14 protein-coding genes are annotated in these 16705 nt (G+C 36.9%); 4 read left to right on the top strand and 10 right to left on the bottom strand.

The annotated features are described in order from the left end of the window. From M997_RS04645 to thrA, 5 genes are all read right to left on the bottom strand, one after another. The coding region (locus M997_RS04645) for a hypothetical protein (RefSeq protein WP_156510806.1) at positions 1–615 on the bottom strand (615 nt) is incomplete at its 3' end. A gap of 19 nt (positions 616–634) precedes the next feature. Next, positions 635–964: a hypothetical protein gene (locus M997_RS04640; protein ID WP_064718940.1), complete on the bottom strand. Its 330-nt coding sequence runs from the start codon at positions 962–964 to the stop codon at positions 635–637. Between the two features lie 423 nt (positions 965–1387). Then, positions 1388–2680, bottom strand: a complete 1293-nt coding sequence (gene thrC, locus M997_RS04635; protein WP_064718939.1) for a threonine synthase — start codon at positions 2678–2680, stop codon at positions 1388–1390. Between the two features lie 3 nt (positions 2681–2683). Next, on the bottom strand, positions 2684–3634 hold the full coding sequence (thrB, locus tag M997_RS04630; protein ID WP_477742890.1) for a homoserine kinase: 951 nt from the start codon (positions 3632–3634) through the stop codon (positions 2684–2686). Further along, complete coding sequence (gene thrA / locus M997_RS04625; RefSeq protein WP_064718938.1) at positions 3616–6075, bottom strand: bifunctional aspartate kinase/homoserine dehydrogenase I; 2460 nt, start codon at positions 6073–6075, stop codon at positions 3616–3618. Before thrA ends, thrB begins: the two co-directional genes overlap by 19 nt. 814 nt (positions 6076–6889) lie before the next feature. Here thrA and arcA point away from each other — a divergent pair. Next, positions 6890–7606, top strand: a complete 717-nt coding sequence (arcA, locus tag M997_RS04620) for a two-component system response regulator ArcA (protein ID WP_006535263.1) — start codon at positions 6890–6892, stop codon at positions 7604–7606. Between the two features lie 198 nt (positions 7607–7804). On the opposite strand, the gene creA is transcribed toward arcA, so the two are convergent. Then, on the bottom strand, positions 7805–8281 hold the full coding sequence (creA, locus tag M997_RS04615; protein ID WP_064718937.1) for a protein CreA: 477 nt from the start codon (positions 8279–8281) through the stop codon (positions 7805–7807). A 202-nt stretch (positions 8282–8483) separates the two neighbouring features. On the opposite strand from creA, the gene robA reads away from it, so the two are divergent. Further along, the gene (gene robA, locus M997_RS04610; RefSeq protein WP_064718936.1) at positions 8484–9380 is read left to right on the top strand and encodes an MDR efflux pump AcrAB transcriptional activator RobA; all 897 of its coding nucleotides are present in this window, start codon (positions 8484–8486) and stop codon (positions 9378–9380) included. A 43-nt stretch (positions 9381–9423) separates the two neighbouring features. Here robA and gpmB read toward each other — a convergent pair whose 3' ends face one another. Further along, positions 9424–10071 carry a 2,3-diphosphoglycerate-dependent phosphoglycerate mutase GpmB gene (gpmB, locus tag M997_RS04605; RefSeq protein ID WP_064718935.1) on the bottom strand — a complete coding sequence of 216 codons (648 nt, stop codon included), beginning with the start codon at positions 10069–10071 and terminating at the stop codon, positions 9424–9426. A gap of 51 nt (positions 10072–10122) precedes the next feature. On the opposite strand from gpmB, the gene yjjX reads away from it, so the two are divergent. Beyond that, positions 10123–10659, top strand: coding sequence for an inosine/xanthosine triphosphatase (gene yjjX / locus M997_RS04600; RefSeq protein ID WP_064718934.1), 537 nt, complete (start codon positions 10123–10125; stop codon positions 10657–10659). Between the two features lie 76 nt (positions 10660–10735). On the opposite strand, the gene trpR is transcribed toward yjjX, so the two are convergent. Continuing rightward, positions 10736–11047, bottom strand: a complete 312-nt coding sequence (gene trpR, locus M997_RS04595) for a trp operon repressor (protein ID WP_064718933.1) — start codon at positions 11045–11047, stop codon at positions 10736–10738. Positions 11048–11148: 101 nt separating this feature from the next. Continuing rightward, entirely contained in the window at positions 11149–13068 is a 1920-nt protein-coding gene (gene sltY / locus M997_RS04590) for a murein transglycosylase (RefSeq protein WP_064718932.1), read from the bottom strand. A 341-nt stretch (positions 13069–13409) separates the two neighbouring features. On the opposite strand from sltY, the gene ettA reads away from it, so the two are divergent. Then, positions 13410–15077 (top strand): energy-dependent translational throttle protein EttA, encoded by a 1668-nt coding sequence (gene ettA, locus M997_RS04585; protein ID WP_064718931.1) that lies wholly within the window; start codon positions 13410–13412, stop codon positions 15075–15077. 790 nt (positions 15078–15867) lie between these two features. Here the strand turns inward: ettA and M997_RS04580 are convergent. Next, positions 15868–16665 carry an energy transducer TonB gene (locus M997_RS04580; protein ID WP_064718930.1) on the bottom strand — a complete coding sequence of 266 codons (798 nt, stop codon included), beginning with the start codon at positions 16663–16665 and terminating at the stop codon, positions 15868–15870. Between the last annotated feature and the right edge of the window lie 40 nt (positions 16666–16705).

The raw sequence follows: 16705 nt of genomic DNA, 5'->3' as shown, positions 1-16705 counted from the left end.
TTTAATTTGCTCTATTATTTTTTCTAGCGGTTTTAATAGATCAGTTTCTTGTGAAAATAGCTCATCATTATTTATGATGTTGCTAACAAGCCACTCTGTACCTAATTTATAAAAAAGATATTCACCATTTTCTTTTATCTGATTATATCTAGATTTAGCAATAGTAAAAGATTCCTCAATATCATTATTATAAATATGTAATACTTTTTCTGATTTTTCTATCTTATCTCTAATAATGAAAATATTTTTGTATGAATAACTTTCATTGAGCTCAATAGAAATATTATCATTAATATAAATTTGTTTTTTTTCTTTAATATCATTAATTATTCCATTAATAATATTTTTATTATTTGCATTAAAAAGGTCATTAATACTATAAAATGAAAGATGCTCATTATTATGATAAAATCGATAGCTAATTATATTATTTTCATAATCAGTTTTAATTATAGAATCAATTCTATTGATCAATGCATCCTTGCTATAAAAAAACTCAGCCTCACCATTAAAATCAATAAATTTAAAAACACAATTAACATTATCTATTTGTAAAAAAAAACATTGATCATCTATATTAATATAATATATACCTGATTGATTATGCGAAGCCAATGAAGTAAGACGTTCCCCTTTAATTTGTATGGACTTTATATTTCTTAACCATGCTATTAAGAAATAAACGCTCTATATTTGAATTTATTTTTTTTCTAACAATATCTATATTTTTTGTAAATTCATTTTGATTATAAAGTGATAAGTTTTTCTCTATTTTAATTAAAAGCTCATTAGCAACATATTCATTCTTATCAATAAGTAATGAAATATAGTTTTCGGTAATCATTTGCTTTATTGATTCAAACGTACAAAATAACTCAGTACAATTCTCTTTTATATGTTGCTCTATCTTTAATGCGACGCTATTTATACTTTCTTTAAAATTTACTTTTTTGAATCCATTCATAATCATTCCCTTATATATAAAAACAATAATTTTTAATAAAAAAAGATTAAGATAAACATATAATTTAATTTTTATTTTTTTTAAAGCTTTATTTTTGTTTTTTTACAAATGAAAATAAAATTATATAAATTAATCTTTTATATAATAATCATGAATATTAAAATAATTAATTGCTTTATGTTTTTTCTAAAAAGATGAAATATAGCTTAAGGGATTAAACAACTAATAAATAAGATAATAATATTTACCTTGAATAACTTTTCAAATGTAAATAAAAACAACTTATCAAACAAATAAATTTTTCATTTTTTAAAAAATAGGATATTAAAATATATTATTTGTTTTTCAGATATTTAATATTTTTTGTATAAAAAAACTCAACTATATGTTGAGTTTTTTTATACAAAATAAATATATTAATTTTTATTTAGGTGCACGTTCTAATAAGAACTCACGTAATTGACCGAAATCAGCAGGTAAAAAATGCGATAATAATGGTTTGTCTGCGCGTTCTGCTAATTCTTTAGGCAACGGTAATTCACCGCCTAAGATACGTTCTACACTTTCTTTAAATTTAGCTGGATGCGCGGTTCCTAAGAACAGACCATATTCGCCATCTTGTAATTCATCACGTAATAAACGATATGCAACAGCGGCATGAGGCTCTGATATATAACCTTTTTGGGCTAATTCACGTACCGTTTCTTCAGTTGTAGCATCATTTACAGCACCATGGGCCAAATCAGCCAGATCCCAACCTTTACGGCGATATAGCTCTTCAATACGAGGCCAGTTATTAGGTTGGCTAACATCCATCGCATTTGAAAGTGTTGCAACTGTGCGATTAGGTTCCCATTTACCATTATCTAAATAGCGAGGAACAGTATCATTAATATTAGTTGCAGCAATAAAGCGTTTTACAGGTAACCCTAAAGATTTAGCAAGTAAACCAGCAGTTAGGTCACCAAAATTACCGCTAGGCACTGAAATCACTAATTGACCATGTTTTTCTGCAGGAATTTGAGCTACTGCTTCAAAGTAATAGCAAATCTGAGCAAGCAAGCGGCTGATATTAATTGAGTTCGCTGAATTCAAACACATAGTTTTCTTTAAAAATTCATCATCAAACGCTTGTTTTACTAGTGTTTGGCAAGCATCAAAGTCATCTTTTACTGCAACAGTGTGAATGTTTTCACCTAATGTACAAAATAGCTTTTCTTGTAATGGACTGATTTTTCCTTCTGGATAAAGAATAACCACTTGAACATTTTCAAGTTTATAGAAAGCATGAGCAACAGCGGCACCTGTATCACCCGATGTCGCAGTTAAAATAGTAACGGGCTGATTACCGGCAACCTCTGTTAGCATTTGAGCCATAAAACGTCCACCAAAGTCTTTAAAAGCAAGCGTCGGGCCGTGGAATAACTCTAAGCAACTAATATCGTCTTCAACTTGTGTTACGGGTGCAGGAAAAGCAAATGCAGTACTAACACGTTTTGCTAATACATCGGCAGGAATTTCGTCACCAATAAATGCCGATAAAATACGGCTACTGCGAGTTGCAAAATCAAGTGCGAGTAGCTCATTAATTTCAGCTTTAGAAAATGATGGCAAATCTTGTGGAAAAAACAGGCCTTGTTGCTTTCCTAAGCCTTGCTTCACCGCTTGTGCAAAACTAACTTGCTCTTGATTATCTTTTAAATTGTATAATTTCATGATTTACCCTATCTGTCTTGCGCCACGAGTATCTAAACGGCAAATGTGTACAAAGCCTTCATCGTTTTGTATATAGTGTTGTTTTAACCATTCTGCCATTTCTTGAGCAACTGGCAATGAATCACAGATGGTAAAAATTGTTGGCCCTGAACCTGAAATACCACAGGCTAGTGCTCCTTTCATTTGAGACGCTTCTCTCGCTTTTTCAAAACCAGGAAGTAGCTGAGTACGATAAGGTTCAGCAATCACATCTTTCATTAAATTTGCAGCTAAATCTGGCTGCTGTGTATGACAAGCATGGATAAAGCCAGATAAATAACGACCATGATTAATAATATCAGCCTTTGCATATCGCTTCGGTAAAATGGCTCTCGCTTGTGCTGTAGAAACTTTAATACCTGGGTATGCCATTACCCAATACCAATCATCAAAAGCAGGTACAGACTGACAAATAATACCGTTTTGTTCTAAGATCAGCTGCAACCCCCCCAAATAACAAGGTGCAACGTTATCATAGTGAACACTTCCTGAAATACGGCCTTCAAGCTCTCCCATCATCAGTAATAGTTGTCTTTCAGTAAACGGTTTTTTTGCAAACTCATTAAGCGCAACTAATGCCGCAACAACAGAACAAGCACTTGATCCTAATCCTGAGCCTATTGGCATGTTTTTTTCTAATGTCATGGCAACAGGAAGTTCATTTCCTAGCTTTTCACAAAATAGCTGCCAACATTGATACACAATATTTTGTTCAGGTTCTGGTGGTAATTTGCTGACAAAATGTCCTTTGCATTCAAGAATAAATTGAGGGGCGGCTTCAACTGTGACGCAATCGCCAAGTAGTTGCCCATCAATTGGAGAAACCGCTGCTCCTAATACATCAAATCCGACACTCACGTTACCTATTGATGCCGGTGCATAAACTTTAACCACGCTTAAACTCCCAGTTTCCATGACAATGTACGTAACACATCTGCAAATACCCCAGCAGCCGTAACATCATTACCAGCACCATATCCACGCAGTACTAACGGAATTGGCTGGTAGTAGCGAGTGTAAAAAGCCAAGGCATTTTCACCATTTTTCACTTTAAATAGTGGATCATTTGCATCAACCGCGGCTATTTTAACTTGGCATTTACCTTCGTTAATGACACCCACATAACGTAATACTTTGCCTTCTTTTTGTGCTAATTCAACTTTGGCATCAAATTCGACATCCGCCTTTGGTAAGCGACTTAAGAAGCTATTTACATCACCAGTGCTGTCAAAAGACGCGGGTAGAACAGGCTCTACATCGATGTCACTGAGTTCTAATTGATAACCTGCTTCACGAGCCAAAATAAGTAGTTTACGCGCAACATCCATTCCTGATAAATCATCACGAGGATCAGGTTCAGTAAAACCTTTTTCTTTCGCTGAAAGTGTTGCTTCTGACAAGCTTTTACCTTCATCTAACTGGCCAAAGATGTAAGATAATGAGCCTGAAAGAATACCATTAAACTGCACTAAATCATCGCCTGCATTAAGTAAGTTTTGTAAGTTTTCTATAACAGGTAAACCCGCGCCAACGTTGGTATCATATAAAAATTTACGGCGTGAAGACTCAGCGGCTTGTCTAATTTGGCGATAGTAGTCCATCGACAATGTATTCGCTTTTTTATTTGGTGTAACCACGTTAAAACCATTTTGTAAGAAATTTGCGTATTGCAACGCAATTTCTTCGTTTGATGTGCAATCAACGATCACAGGATTTAAGAAGTGGTACTCTTTTTCTAAACGAATAAGTTGGCTAAAGCTAAATGGCTCTTTAGCTTCTTTCAGTGCTTGTTGCCAATTATTTAAATCGATACCTTGCATATTTGTTAGCATAGCGCGTGAATTGGCTATACCACAAACACGTAAATCAATATGTTTGTTTTTCAACCATGATTGTTGACGATGAATTTGTTCTATCAATGCATTACCAACACCACCCGCACCAACAATAAAGACTTCAACGATTTGATTTGTATTAAATAGCATTTGGTGACATAAGCGGACAGCATTAGTTGCTGAATCATTAGCAATAACCGCTGAAATTGAACGCTCAGAAGAGCCCTGTGCAATTGCGACGATATTAATGTTGCCACGAGTCAAGGCGGAGAAGAAACGCGCTGAAATACCTTTGAGTGTGCGCATACCATCACCAACAACCGAAATAATAGCAACGTTGTTCATGATATCTAACGGATCTAACACACCATCTTTTAATTCAAGATAAAATTCATCTGATAATGCTTTTTGTGCACGTAGTAACTCTTTTTGTGGCACACAGAAGCTAATGCTGTATTCCGAAGAAGATTGCGTGATTAAAACAACAGAGATCCCAGCTCTCGACATAACAGAGAATACGCGAGCCGCCATTCCCACCATACCTTTCATACCAGGGCCAGATACGTTTACCATTGCCATGTTATTTAGGTTGGTAATTCCTTTTACAGGAGTGCTGTCATCTTTTTGACCATCACCAATTAAAGTACCTGGAGCCTCTGGATTACCTGTATTTTTAATCAAACAAGGAATTTGGAATTGAGCTATCGGCGCAATAGTACGAGGGTGAAGTACTTTAGCTCCAAAGTAAGAGAGCTCCATAGCTTCTTGGTATGACATACCTTTTAATAAGCGAGCATCAGGTACTAAGCGAGGATCACAAGTGTAAACACCATCGACATCAGTCCAAATTTCACAACATTCTGCACGTAAACACGCTGCTAATACTGCTGCTGAATAATCAGAGCCATTACGTCCTAATACAACCAGCTCATTTTTCTCATTACCTGCAGTAAAACCCGCCATTAATATAATGTTTTCTTTAGAAATATTGAGCTCAGAGATACGGCGAGTTGACTCAGGAATATCAACCGTTGATTCTAAATAGTGACCTTGAGCGAGTAAATTTTGCACAGGGTCAATAACAGTAACGTTATAGCCTCTTGCTTGTAATACTGACGCCATAATCGCAATAGAGAGTTTTTCACCACGGCAAATCATCGCAGCATTAATGCTATCAGGGCATTGACCTAATAAAGAAACGCCATGGAGAATATGTTTAATTTCAGCAAATTCGCGTTCAACCTTGATTTTCAGACCTTCATAATCAAAACCAGGTTGTTGTTCTTTTAAACCTTGCAGTAAATTGGCAAAGATTTGCTCTGCTTCTCGTACTTGAGTGAGAGGATCTTCTCCTTCTGCCGTTTTATCAATCATTGCCACCAAGTAGTTTGTTATCTTGGCTGGTGCTGATAATACAAGAGCGACTTGTCCCTGCTCTCTTTTTTTCTCAGCAATATCAGCAACATTCAGCACCCGCTCGGCATTGGCAACTGAAGTTCCCCCAAATTTTAACACTCGCATACAACTCTCCTGATTTTTCGCCAAAAAAAAACCCGCATTCTTCAATGCGGGCTCTTTCGTTTTTCGTTTTTTATATGCGCCAGCCCGCCCCGCAATATAAAATTCCGGTGGTGGTGGTAATAATTGTTTTCATAGTCACTGTAGCTTGGCTGTTAATACGCATAACTATCCTGTCTGTCTCAAATTTTGTTTGACCCTATACTGGTTAAAGCAAAGCGAGAGGAATGTCAAATTTTTTCTTATTTTAAAACTTAAATTTACCACTACATAAATAAAATATATTCGATGATTACCCCAATAGAAGTATAGATATTACTATCTACAAGGGATACAAACAGAAAATAAAGCTACTTATTAAGTGTTAATTGGCTGTTTGTACTTTTGTAAAGAATAAGGTATTTTATTCTACTTCATTTTTAATAGTAAAACTGGTAAAAAAATAAAACCTCACTATATTTAACATATATTTTTCTTTTACATTACATAAATCAAATTATATAGTTAACTATTGAAATCAAGGTTAAGCTGTTATCTTGATTTTGATATGTGTCAACAAAAGTTAGCTTTTTAGATGGTATTTAATGCAACTGGTGTTATATTGCTGTTAATAGACTATGGGCGTTTTCCATTCTGATTTTAGCGCTCATCTAGAGTTAAAAATGTAATGTTTGTAATAACGTGATGGTTATTTATCGAATTCTAATCTGGGTCTAAGTTTTTGCGTGTTAATAACAAAAATGAATAACCACACTATACACACAGAAGTTAAACGCAGATCTCCTTTTTCTATTTTTGGTAATTTTAGGTAGCAAATATGCAAACCCCGCACATTCTGATTGTTGAAGATGAAGTTGTTACTCGTAATACCCTGAAAAGCATATTCGAAGCTGAAGGGTATATTGTACACGAAGCCACTGATGGCAACGAAATGCACAATGTCTTATCTGATCATGATATTAATCTGGTCATCATGGACATCAACCTTCCGGGTAAAAACGGCCTATTGTTGGCTCGTGAATTACGCGAACAGGCAAGTGTTGCATTAATGTTCCTAACGGGTCGTGATAATGAAGTAGATAAAATCTTAGGCCTCGAAATTGGTGCCGACGACTACATTACTAAGCCATTTAATCCTCGTGAATTAACTATTCGTGCACGTAATCTGTTATCACGTACCATGAACTTAGTTAATGGCACTGAAGAGCGCCGTTTAGTTGAAAGCTACAAATTCAATGGTTGGGAGCTGGATATCAATAGCCGCTCACTGATAAGCCCTGCTGGTGAGCAATATAAATTACCACGTAGTGAATTTCGTGCCATGCTACACTTCTGTGAGAATCCAGGAAAAATCCAGACTCGTGCAGAATTACTGAAAAAAATGACAGGTCGCGAGCTAAAACCTCATGACCGTACTGTGGATGTTACTATCCGTCGTATCCGTAAGCATTTTGAATCGACACCTGATACACCTGAAATTATTGCCACCATTCATGGTGAAGGCTACCGTTTCTGTGGTGATTTAGACGAATGATCTAAGCGTTTTCAACTAACTTAGTGAATAAAAAAACCCGAATTTCTTATTCGGGTTTTTTATTTTATAAAAAGAATAAAACAAATAGTTAAAAAGTAAAAATTGATCTTAACAACTTTTTTAAAAATAAATGGATAAGTTATCTAAAAGATTTTTTTACCTGATTTTTCATTAGTTTTATTAACTAATTTATAAAAATCAATCTTTCCAAGGCATAATTGGTACTGCACTAATCGCATTTTTAGGCGAGCCATCTATCACTTTATCTGAATAAGTCAGATAAATAAGCGCATGACGCTCTTTATCGTAAAATCTTACCACTTGAAGCTTTTTAAACACTAAAGACGTTCTTTTCTGAAAAACAACATCACCGCGATTCTTTCCCTTTAATACATTAGCACTGAGTTCTATCGGGCCAACTTGTTGGCAAGAAATTGCCGCATCAGCTGTATCTTCAGCAAGACCTAAGCTGCCTGATATTCCCCCCGTTTTAGCTCGACTTAAATAGCAAGTTACATTTTTCACTTCAGGATCATCAAATGCTTCAACGACAATTTTATGATTAGCACCAAAAAATTTAAATACAGTATCTACATAGCCAATCTCTTCTGCTTTTACCATTAATGAAAATGGCAATAATATTGAGACTGCCAGTATCTTTTTGAAATTAAACATATTTACCTTGTTCCATTAAAAAGAAAAAGAGCTATGTTGACTAGAGTAAATCAATATTTAATCAACGGGTAGAAGAATTTGTGTACATAAGCTGAAGAAAAAGACTATATTTTATAATTATCTATCAATATAACTTGTTATAGCTGTTCAGCCTACTTACTATCTATAACTATAAACAAACGAATATAAATAAGGGAGATGTATGGATCAAACCAACATCATACGTGATTTGCTCGCTTGGATTGACAATAATTTAGACCAACCGTTATCACTCGATAATGTTGCTACTAAAGCAGGTTACTCCAAGTGGCACCTACAACGCATGTTTAAAGAAATTACAGGACAAGCGATTGGTTCTTATATTCGTTCAAGGCGCCTATCACGAGCGGCTGTTGCATTACGCTTAACTAGCCGTCCTATTTTAGATATTGCCTTACAGTATCGATTTGATTCCCAACAAACCTTTACTCGTGCCTTTAAAAAGCAATTTGAACGAACACCTGCACTTTATCGTCGTACAGACGAATGGTGTGCTGCCGGTATTTGTCCCCCAATAAAATTAGAGCAGCAAAATTTACCAAAATGGGAATTTGTTCAGTTACCAGAGAAAAAACTCATTGGTATTGAACAAACCTGTACTCATACCCTTGAAGAATGGGCTAATGCTTGCTCAGATATGCGTCAGATATTCTGGCGTTATTACATGACTAAAGTTAATGCTGTTCCTCATCAGGTTTATGGTTTACACCATACACAACACAGTGATGAGCATGAAGATGAACAACGTGTGCTTTACACCACGGCCGTTGAACCTGAATATGCTACTTTTATTAATGATGATGCCGCTATAGCCGGTGGCGACTACATTCGTTTTGACTTTGCAGGTGAAGCCAAACGCGATGCCATACAGGAGTTTCTATTCCTGATTTATGGTGTTTGCTTACCTAATCTGGGGCTTACTCGCCGTAAAGGCTATGACGTTGAAAAGTATTATCTTAAAAATGTTCGTTGCAGCAATGAGATGGTAACGGAATCGCAAGATCATATTGAGCGTTTTGAGTATTACATTCCTATCAAACGTGAAAATGTAGCGGCATAAAAAGAAAAAGCTCTCTTTTGGTTATTAAAGAGAGCTTTAATTTTTAGCGTTGAACTTCATCTAACGCAGTATCAGTAAGATGACTGACATCACCGGCGGTTTCAATTACCCAGCCATTAGCAAGCCAAGGGCTGTTTTGGTAATCAACACGTGATATTGAGCAATTACGCAATCTTAAACGGCGCTCAGCGTAGGCTGGTAGCCCTAACACCGTACTTAATAAGCAACCTAGAGCAATACCGTGGCTAACCAATAATGGTCGACTATTTTCGGGTAAATCAAGACAACGCGTTAAAGCAGCCTGCATTCGACTACCTAATTCTGTCATTGATTCTCCTTGGGGAATTCGTCCATCAGGTGTACCATCAATCAAACTCTTGCGCCAAGCCTCTTCTTGTGTATTTAATGTTGCGATCTCTCGCTGTTCAAGAACGCCCATATTGAGTTCACGCAAACGTGAGTCAGTCATCACTTCACAGCCACAGGCTTGTGCAATGATTTCTGCCGTTTGTCGAGTGCGGCCAAGATCACTAGAAATAATGTGGGTAATACCAGCTGACTTCACTTTTTCAGCAACTTGTTGTGCTTGACGCACACCATTTGCGGTTAGTGGGCTATCAGATTGCCCTTGAATACGTCTTGCCACGTTCCATTCAGTTTCACCGTGGCGAACAAGATAGACCTGTAACATACATTTTTTCCGTTATACTGCTCAAATTTTTCAAAGGATGATTAATTCATTATGTATCATGTCATTGCAGCCACTACGAATCCAGCAAAAATCAATGCGATTAGACTTGCCTTTGAGCAGGTATTTGGTAAAGATACCTTTGATATTGAAGATATTAATGTCGATAGCCGCGTTCCACAGCAACCTATTGGAAATACAGAAACGAGAACTGGCGCACGCCAGCGCGTGATGGCAGCTCGCCAAGTTCGCCCAGAAGCTGATTTTTGGGTCGGTGTCGAAGCTGGTATTGAAGACGATATGACCTTTGCTTGGATCGTCGTAGAACATGGTCAAATTCGTGGAGAATCGCGTTCAGCAAGTTTAATGCTACCTGAACAGATTTTAAAAGGTATTCGTGAAGGTAGAGAGCTCGGTGATGAAATGGCTTTCTTAACTAAAATTGACAATATTAAGCAACGCGGTGGTGCTATTGGTTACTTCACTGATGGCCTACTCAGTCGCACCTCTGTTTATCAACAAGCACTTGTGCTTGCATTAGTACCTGTAACTCACGATATCTATAAAGAGCTAAATCAAAGAGAAGATTAACAATTAATCGAATCATACTCTGTTAAAAAGACTCAAAAACAAAATGCCATTTAATATTGATTAAATGGCATTTTTATTATTTATTAGTCATCAGCTCTTTTTCAAGCCACAGCTTTACTTCATGAGGTGCTGTTTTTAAGCTATTAGAGCCTCGTGTGATAGTTGCTATTCCTACACCAAGCTCTTCTTTTAACTCTCGTTGGCTCAATTCTCCTCGCATTAACTCTTGTACTATGCGCACTCGTGTTGCTAATGCGCTACGCTCATCTGGCGTCATTAAAAGTTGTAAAACAGGATATTGCACACCCTGTTCAAATGCGTGTTGCAGTAATTCAACAAATCGTAACCAGTGCTCATTATCTTCTGGTGATAACGCAGGATCTTGCATCGTAGGAACCTCTTTTATCCACACTCTTTAACTAGTACAAACTATAACATAGTTTATAGCTTGGCAAAGAGGCTCCCTTCGATAAATCCCTTAATTGTGTATTAATAACGGCTATTTAATTCTGTATCTGTTAATACGGGTTGTTGTTCACCCGCGAAATAACTGTAGAAAACAGCGAAAGAGAGTACATTTTTCACATACCCACGCGTTTCAGCAAAAGGAATACTTTCCACAAATGCAATGGCATCCAATTGTCCATTAGCATCTGATAACCAACGATCAACACGCGCAGGTCCCGCATTATAAGCAGCACTTGCTAAAATACGATTTTGATTAAAACGTTGATAAACAGAATCAAGATAAGCCGTACCAATTTCGATATTTTTCACAGGGTGAGTTAATTGTGCACTACTCACATATCCTGTAATACCGGCTTGTTTAACGGTGTATTCCGCTGTTTTTGGCATTACTTGCATTAGTCCTGTTGCACCTGCTGAAGAGCGTGCTTGTGGATTCCAGGCGCTCTCTTGGCGGGCTATCGCCATTGCATAGTTGCGATCTATTGCTTTATCTTTGGTATATTGATCAAATTCGGTTTTCCAAGCTAATGGGAAGCGTTCTTCAAGATGATCCCACATTTTACCTGTAATCGTTGCCTGTACGGCTAAATCTGCCCATTTTTGTTCAAAAGCATAACGTGCCAACTGAGACTGCATTTGCGCAGGTTGCGATGCTACATAATTAGCCCATTCAGAACGTGCTAAATTATCCATCTGCCAGTACATTAATTCACGCACTCGTTGCACCTCTGCACGAGTAGGGATCTCGGTACTAACACTCGGAGCTTTATCAATCACCATAATATAAGGCAGGCCTAGTTTTTGCGCCGCTACCATTGGGTAAAAACCACGGCTTTGTGTAAGCTGCTGCAAAATAGTTTTCGCTTCACTGGTTTTACCTTGAGATTGTAAAACCATCGCTCTCCAATAACGCCATTCTTCTTTATTTTTACTCTCAGGTGAAAGCCTTTCCAACCATAACGCTAACTCAGCAGGTTGATTTTGGCTAAGTGCTAAACGCACACGACGTTCACGTAACGTATCAGAAGCAGTATCTTGAATCGTACTATCACGCCATTTAACCTGTTCAGGCGTTGCATAAGGCATATATTGCCATGCAATGGCATCTTTCATTAATTGCCGTTCACTCGCCGTCATTTTTTGTGCATGTGCAATAGAATCAAGCTGTGCTCTTGCCGCATCAGGATCTTTTCTTGCCCAGCGGGAAAATGCAGATTGCACAATAGAACGCGTAAAATCAGTTGGCGAAAGTGCCGTTGCATAACGCGAAACTAAACTAGGTTGATCTTGTAATTCTACCAATGCATCACTAATCGTTTGATAATCAGCAGGAAGACGTCTTGCCAGATACGCTGCTAATCCCGTATTTCCAGCTTTAATTGCAAGATTTATACGTTCTAATACTAATTCTGGTGTTAACTGCCCTGCTTTTTGCCATTCATCAAATAAAACATCGCAACTTGATGGCATCGATGTTCCATTTAACCAAGCCTCTTTAGCACCTAACCAAGCAGTTTGCACATCACCTGTAGCCCATTTAGCATAATAATAATTACACCTTGCAGCTTTAGGATTAGGAGGATTCGGGCTAAAAGTCAGTAAATTTTGCCACTCTTGGCGTTTAGCAAGTTCATTAACAAATAATGAAGGTAAAGCTTTAGCCGGTGGAAGTGTAGGATATTTAGCAACAAATTCCGTTACAACAGCGGGTGCGATAATATCTAGATTATCAGTAATTTGACGATATTCTAAATAAGGATAAAGAGGATAATCTTGCAACGTAGGCAGTAATTTTTCGACTTCATCGTTATTTTTTAAATCCCACGCTGCTTTAATTTCTTGATAGCGAGCACGTTGTTCACTTAATGAATCGGCTTGTCCCCATGCCGAAAAACACAATGAACTTATTGCTAACATTAAAGGCCACTTTTGCTTAACCACGTTATCTCTCCACCTCAAAATAGAACCGCCAATAATAAATACATTAGCTAATATGATAATCATTAACAATGTAAGTTCCCCCGTTTAAGATAAATTATCAATACTTTAAGAGGAAGCGCTAAAGTAAGATAAAATCCACTCTTTTCACTAAGGTTTTCTTTTATAAATCGGGTATACTGGCGACTTTCATCATTTTCGGGTCTTTGGCAAAATACTGACATTGACTCTGCTATTGTTCATTTAGGTGCCAAAAACTATCAACTTAAATACAATGCTTTGTGTTTAACCATGAAAAATGGCACTTTAGATAAAATCTCTTTTATAATCAAAGGGTAATTATAGTGGCTCAATACGTTTATAGTATGTTGCGTGTCGGGAAAGTTGTCCCACCTAAGCGACATATTCTTAAAAACATTTCACTCAGCTTCTTCCCGGGCGCGAAAATTGGTGTGCTTGGTCTTAATGGTGCGGGTAAATCAACACTACTGCGCATTATGGCGGGTATCGATACAGATATCGAAGGTGAAGCACGCCCACAGCCAGGTATTAAAATTGGTTACTTACCACAAGAACCAAAATTAAACCCTGAACACACAGTGCGTGAAGCCGTTGAAGAAGCAGTAAGCGAACTGAAAAACGCATTAAACCGCCTTGATGAAGTTTATGCAGCTTATGCTGATCCTGATGCTGATTTTGATAAATTAGCGAAAGAACAAGGCCAGTTAGAAGCGATTATTCAATCTCATGATGGTCACAACCTCGAGAACCAATTAGAGCGTGCCGCAGAAGCGCTACGTTTACCTGAATGGGATGCAAAAATCGAGAAACTGTCTGGTGGTGAACGTCGTCGTGTTGCTATCTGTCGTCTTCTATTAGAAAAACCAGATATGCTGTTATTAGACGAACCAACCAACCACTTAGATGCTGAATCTGTCGCTTGGTTAGAACGTTTCTTACATGACTATGAAGGTACCGTTGTAGCAATAACCCACGACCGTTACTTCCTTGATAACGTAGCGGGTTGGATTTTAGAGCTTGACCGTGGTGAAGGTATTCCATGGGAAGGTAACTACTCTTCATGGTTAGAGCAAAAAGATGCGCGTCTTGAACAAGAAGCAGCAACTGAAGCCGCTCGCCATAAATCAATTCAAAAAGAACTTGAGTGGATCCGTCAAAATCCTAAAGGTCGTCAAGCTAAAGGCAAGGCTCGTCTTGCTCGCTTTGAAGAACTTAACAGCGTGGATTACCAAAAACGTAATGAAACCAGCGAACTCTTTATTCCACCTGGACCACGTTTAGGCGATAAAGTATTAGAAATCAGCAATCTAACTAAATCTTACGGTGATCGTATTCTGATTGATGATTTGAGTTTTTCTATCCCTAAAGGGGCTATTGTTGGTATTATCGGCCCTAATGGTGCAGGTAAATCAACACTCTTTCGCATGATCTCGGGTCAAGAACAACCTGATTCAGGCACATTAACGCTTGGTGATACTGTTAAATTAGCTGCTGTTGAACAGTTCCGTGACAGCATGGATGACAGCAAAACAGTGTGGGAAGAAGTTTCTGGAGGCCAAGATATTATGCGTATTGGTAACTTTGAAATCCCAAGCCGTGCTTATGTCGGTCGCTTTAACTTTAAGGGTATTGATCAAGGTAAACGTGTTGGCGAGCTTTCTGGTGGTGAACGTGGTCGTTTACATCTTGCTAAACTGCTTCAAGTTGGTGGTAACATGTTACTGCTCGATGAACCAACCAACGACCTCGACGTAGAAACCTTACGAGCGTTAGAAAACGCCCTGTTAGAGTTCCCTGGTTGCGCAATGGTTATCTCGCATGACCGTTGGTTCCTTGACCGTATCGCTACACATATCATCGATTATCAAGATGAAGGCAAAGTGGAATTCTTCGAAGGTAACTTTACTGAATACGAAGAATACAAAAAACGTACATTAGGTAACGAAGCTATTCAGCCTCGTCGCATGAAGTACAAACGTATAACTAAATAAATACATAACTTAATGTATTTGTTTTAATAATCAAAAGCAGAGATAATTCTCTGCTTTTTTATTTCATTAGTTTGATATTTAATTAATATGTTTAAAATTGAAAAATTGAAATAACATTACTTTTAACCTTATAGTTATTACACAAATAAATTATTAGGTTATATGATTTTTAATGGCATAAATGAAGTTATAATATCTTTATTTAGAGATCACATTGATGATAAAAAAAACATATTCCGTTTTTATTGCCAAATCATTTATTAAAAAAAAGACAATCGATAATAAATAAAAAAATAAAAAATACAAAATACAAACAAAAATAATTTAGTTATTAATATCTTATTGTCACCAAAACATATCTCTAATGATATTTATCTATCTCAAAAAATAAAAATTAACACCAAAACCCGAGAGTCAGAGATATATAAATTAAAAGATAGTTTACTTACATTAAAAGAGATGTATATGTATATATCTGAAAGCAATGCTTTACATATTGATGAGATTGATGAGGATATTTTATTATAAAAGAATTCTATTTAAAAATAATGTTACTTATATTTTTTAATTTGGTAGTATTAATTCGTTGATGGGAATAAAAGAGCCGAAAATCTTTCCAACGACTCTGAAAAATTGCGATACCGACGAACACAAAATGAAAAATTAAAAAACCACCGTAACGGTGGTTTTTTAGTTTTATATATTTAAGCGTAATAATTGTCTATTTTTATTTATTTTAATTTTATTATTACGCTCTTATTAATTATCTATATAACTTATTATTTTCTTATCAACTTTGCTGCTTTAAATCAAAAGTCACTGGAGCCGTAAATGAAATAGTTCCATTGACTAAACGGTGACTTTCTGGCGCAGGAAATGGCGATGCTCGTTTTATGGTATTTAGCGCTTCTTTATCTAAAATACGATTGCCAGATGACGTTTGTATACTCACATCCAATAACTCTCCTTTTGCATTTAACAAAATAGAAAGTTGAGTAACCCCAGTCGCCTTAAAGCGTAAAGCGGCAGGTGGATAACGTCGATACATTTGAAGATGACTATGCACTAAACTTTCCCATCCCATATGTCCACTTGCTGATACCGACGATAAGCTATTAAATTGAGCGCTACTGGCAGAGCTAGAGCCTGAAATCGGTGCACTTGTTGTCTCTGATGGTGCTTGAGAAACCGGCAGATCATCTGGCACTTTCACCGCAACAGGTTTAGGCTTCACCACAGGTTTTACTTTTGGTTTTTCTGGGATACGCTCATAAGTACCCTGCTCAACAACAGGCATTTTAGGAACATCAAGCACTTCTTTTATTGGCTCTGGTTCTGTTTCTACAGGCTCAGGAACAGACATCATTTTTTCTGGCCCAATAGGTAGCTCTTTAACCTCAGCTTGTGCTAATTGGTACACGCCAAGATTCATCGTCATTGCTGGTGGTAAAATTCCATGCTGCTCATCTTTAGAGGTTATCCAACCAATTGTGGCAACCACCAGCGTTACATGAAACAAAATACTCGCGGTTAAACCACCAATAGAAAAAGACCCACGGCGTGGAAAAGTCGCCGACATACTACTCATAATTCTCGCCCCTGATTTTCTTTCTAATTAATTATAGGCA

This window comes from Proteus hauseri ATCC 700826 (assembly GCF_001654965.1).
Taxonomy (GTDB): Bacteria; Pseudomonadota; Gammaproteobacteria; order Enterobacterales; family Enterobacteriaceae; genus Proteus; species Proteus hauseri.
This window is presented reverse-complemented; position numbering and strand designations above follow the sequence as displayed.

Bases quoted from the DNA above. Each gene is read 5' to 3' on its own strand.
- arcA (WP_006535263.1), top strand. From the start codon at position 6,890: ATGCAAACCCCGCACATTCTGATTGTTGAAGATGAAGTTGTTACTCGT.
- gpmB (WP_064718935.1), bottom strand. From the start codon at position 10,071: ATGTTACAGGTCTATCTTGTTCGCCACGGTGAAACTGAATGGAACGTG.
- M997_RS04580 (WP_064718930.1), bottom strand. From the start codon at position 16,665: ATGAGTAGTATGTCGGCGACTTTTCCACGCCGTGGGTCTTTTTCTATT.
- yjjX (WP_064718934.1), top strand. From the start codon at position 10,123: ATGTATCATGTCATTGCAGCCACTACGAATCCAGCAAAAATCAATGCG.
- thrB (WP_477742890.1), bottom strand. From the start codon at position 3,634: ATGGAAACTGGGAGTTTAAGCGTGGTTAAAGTTTATGCACCGGCATCA.
- thrC (WP_064718939.1), bottom strand. From the start codon at position 2,680: ATGAAATTATACAATTTAAAAGATAATCAAGAGCAAGTTAGTTTTGCA.
- thrA (WP_064718938.1), bottom strand. From the start codon at position 6,075: ATGCGAGTGTTAAAATTTGGGGGAACTTCAGTTGCCAATGCCGAGCGG.
- creA (WP_064718937.1), bottom strand. From the start codon at position 8,281: ATGTTTAATTTCAAAAAGATACTGGCAGTCTCAATATTATTGCCATTT.
- M997_RS04640 (WP_064718940.1), bottom strand. From the start codon at position 964: ATGAATGGATTCAAAAAAGTAAATTTTAAAGAAAGTATAAATAGCGTC.
- trpR (WP_064718933.1), bottom strand. From the start codon at position 11,047: ATGCAAGATCCTGCGTTATCACCAGAAGATAATGAGCACTGGTTACGA.
- robA (WP_064718936.1), top strand. From the start codon at position 8,484: ATGGATCAAACCAACATCATACGTGATTTGCTCGCTTGGATTGACAAT.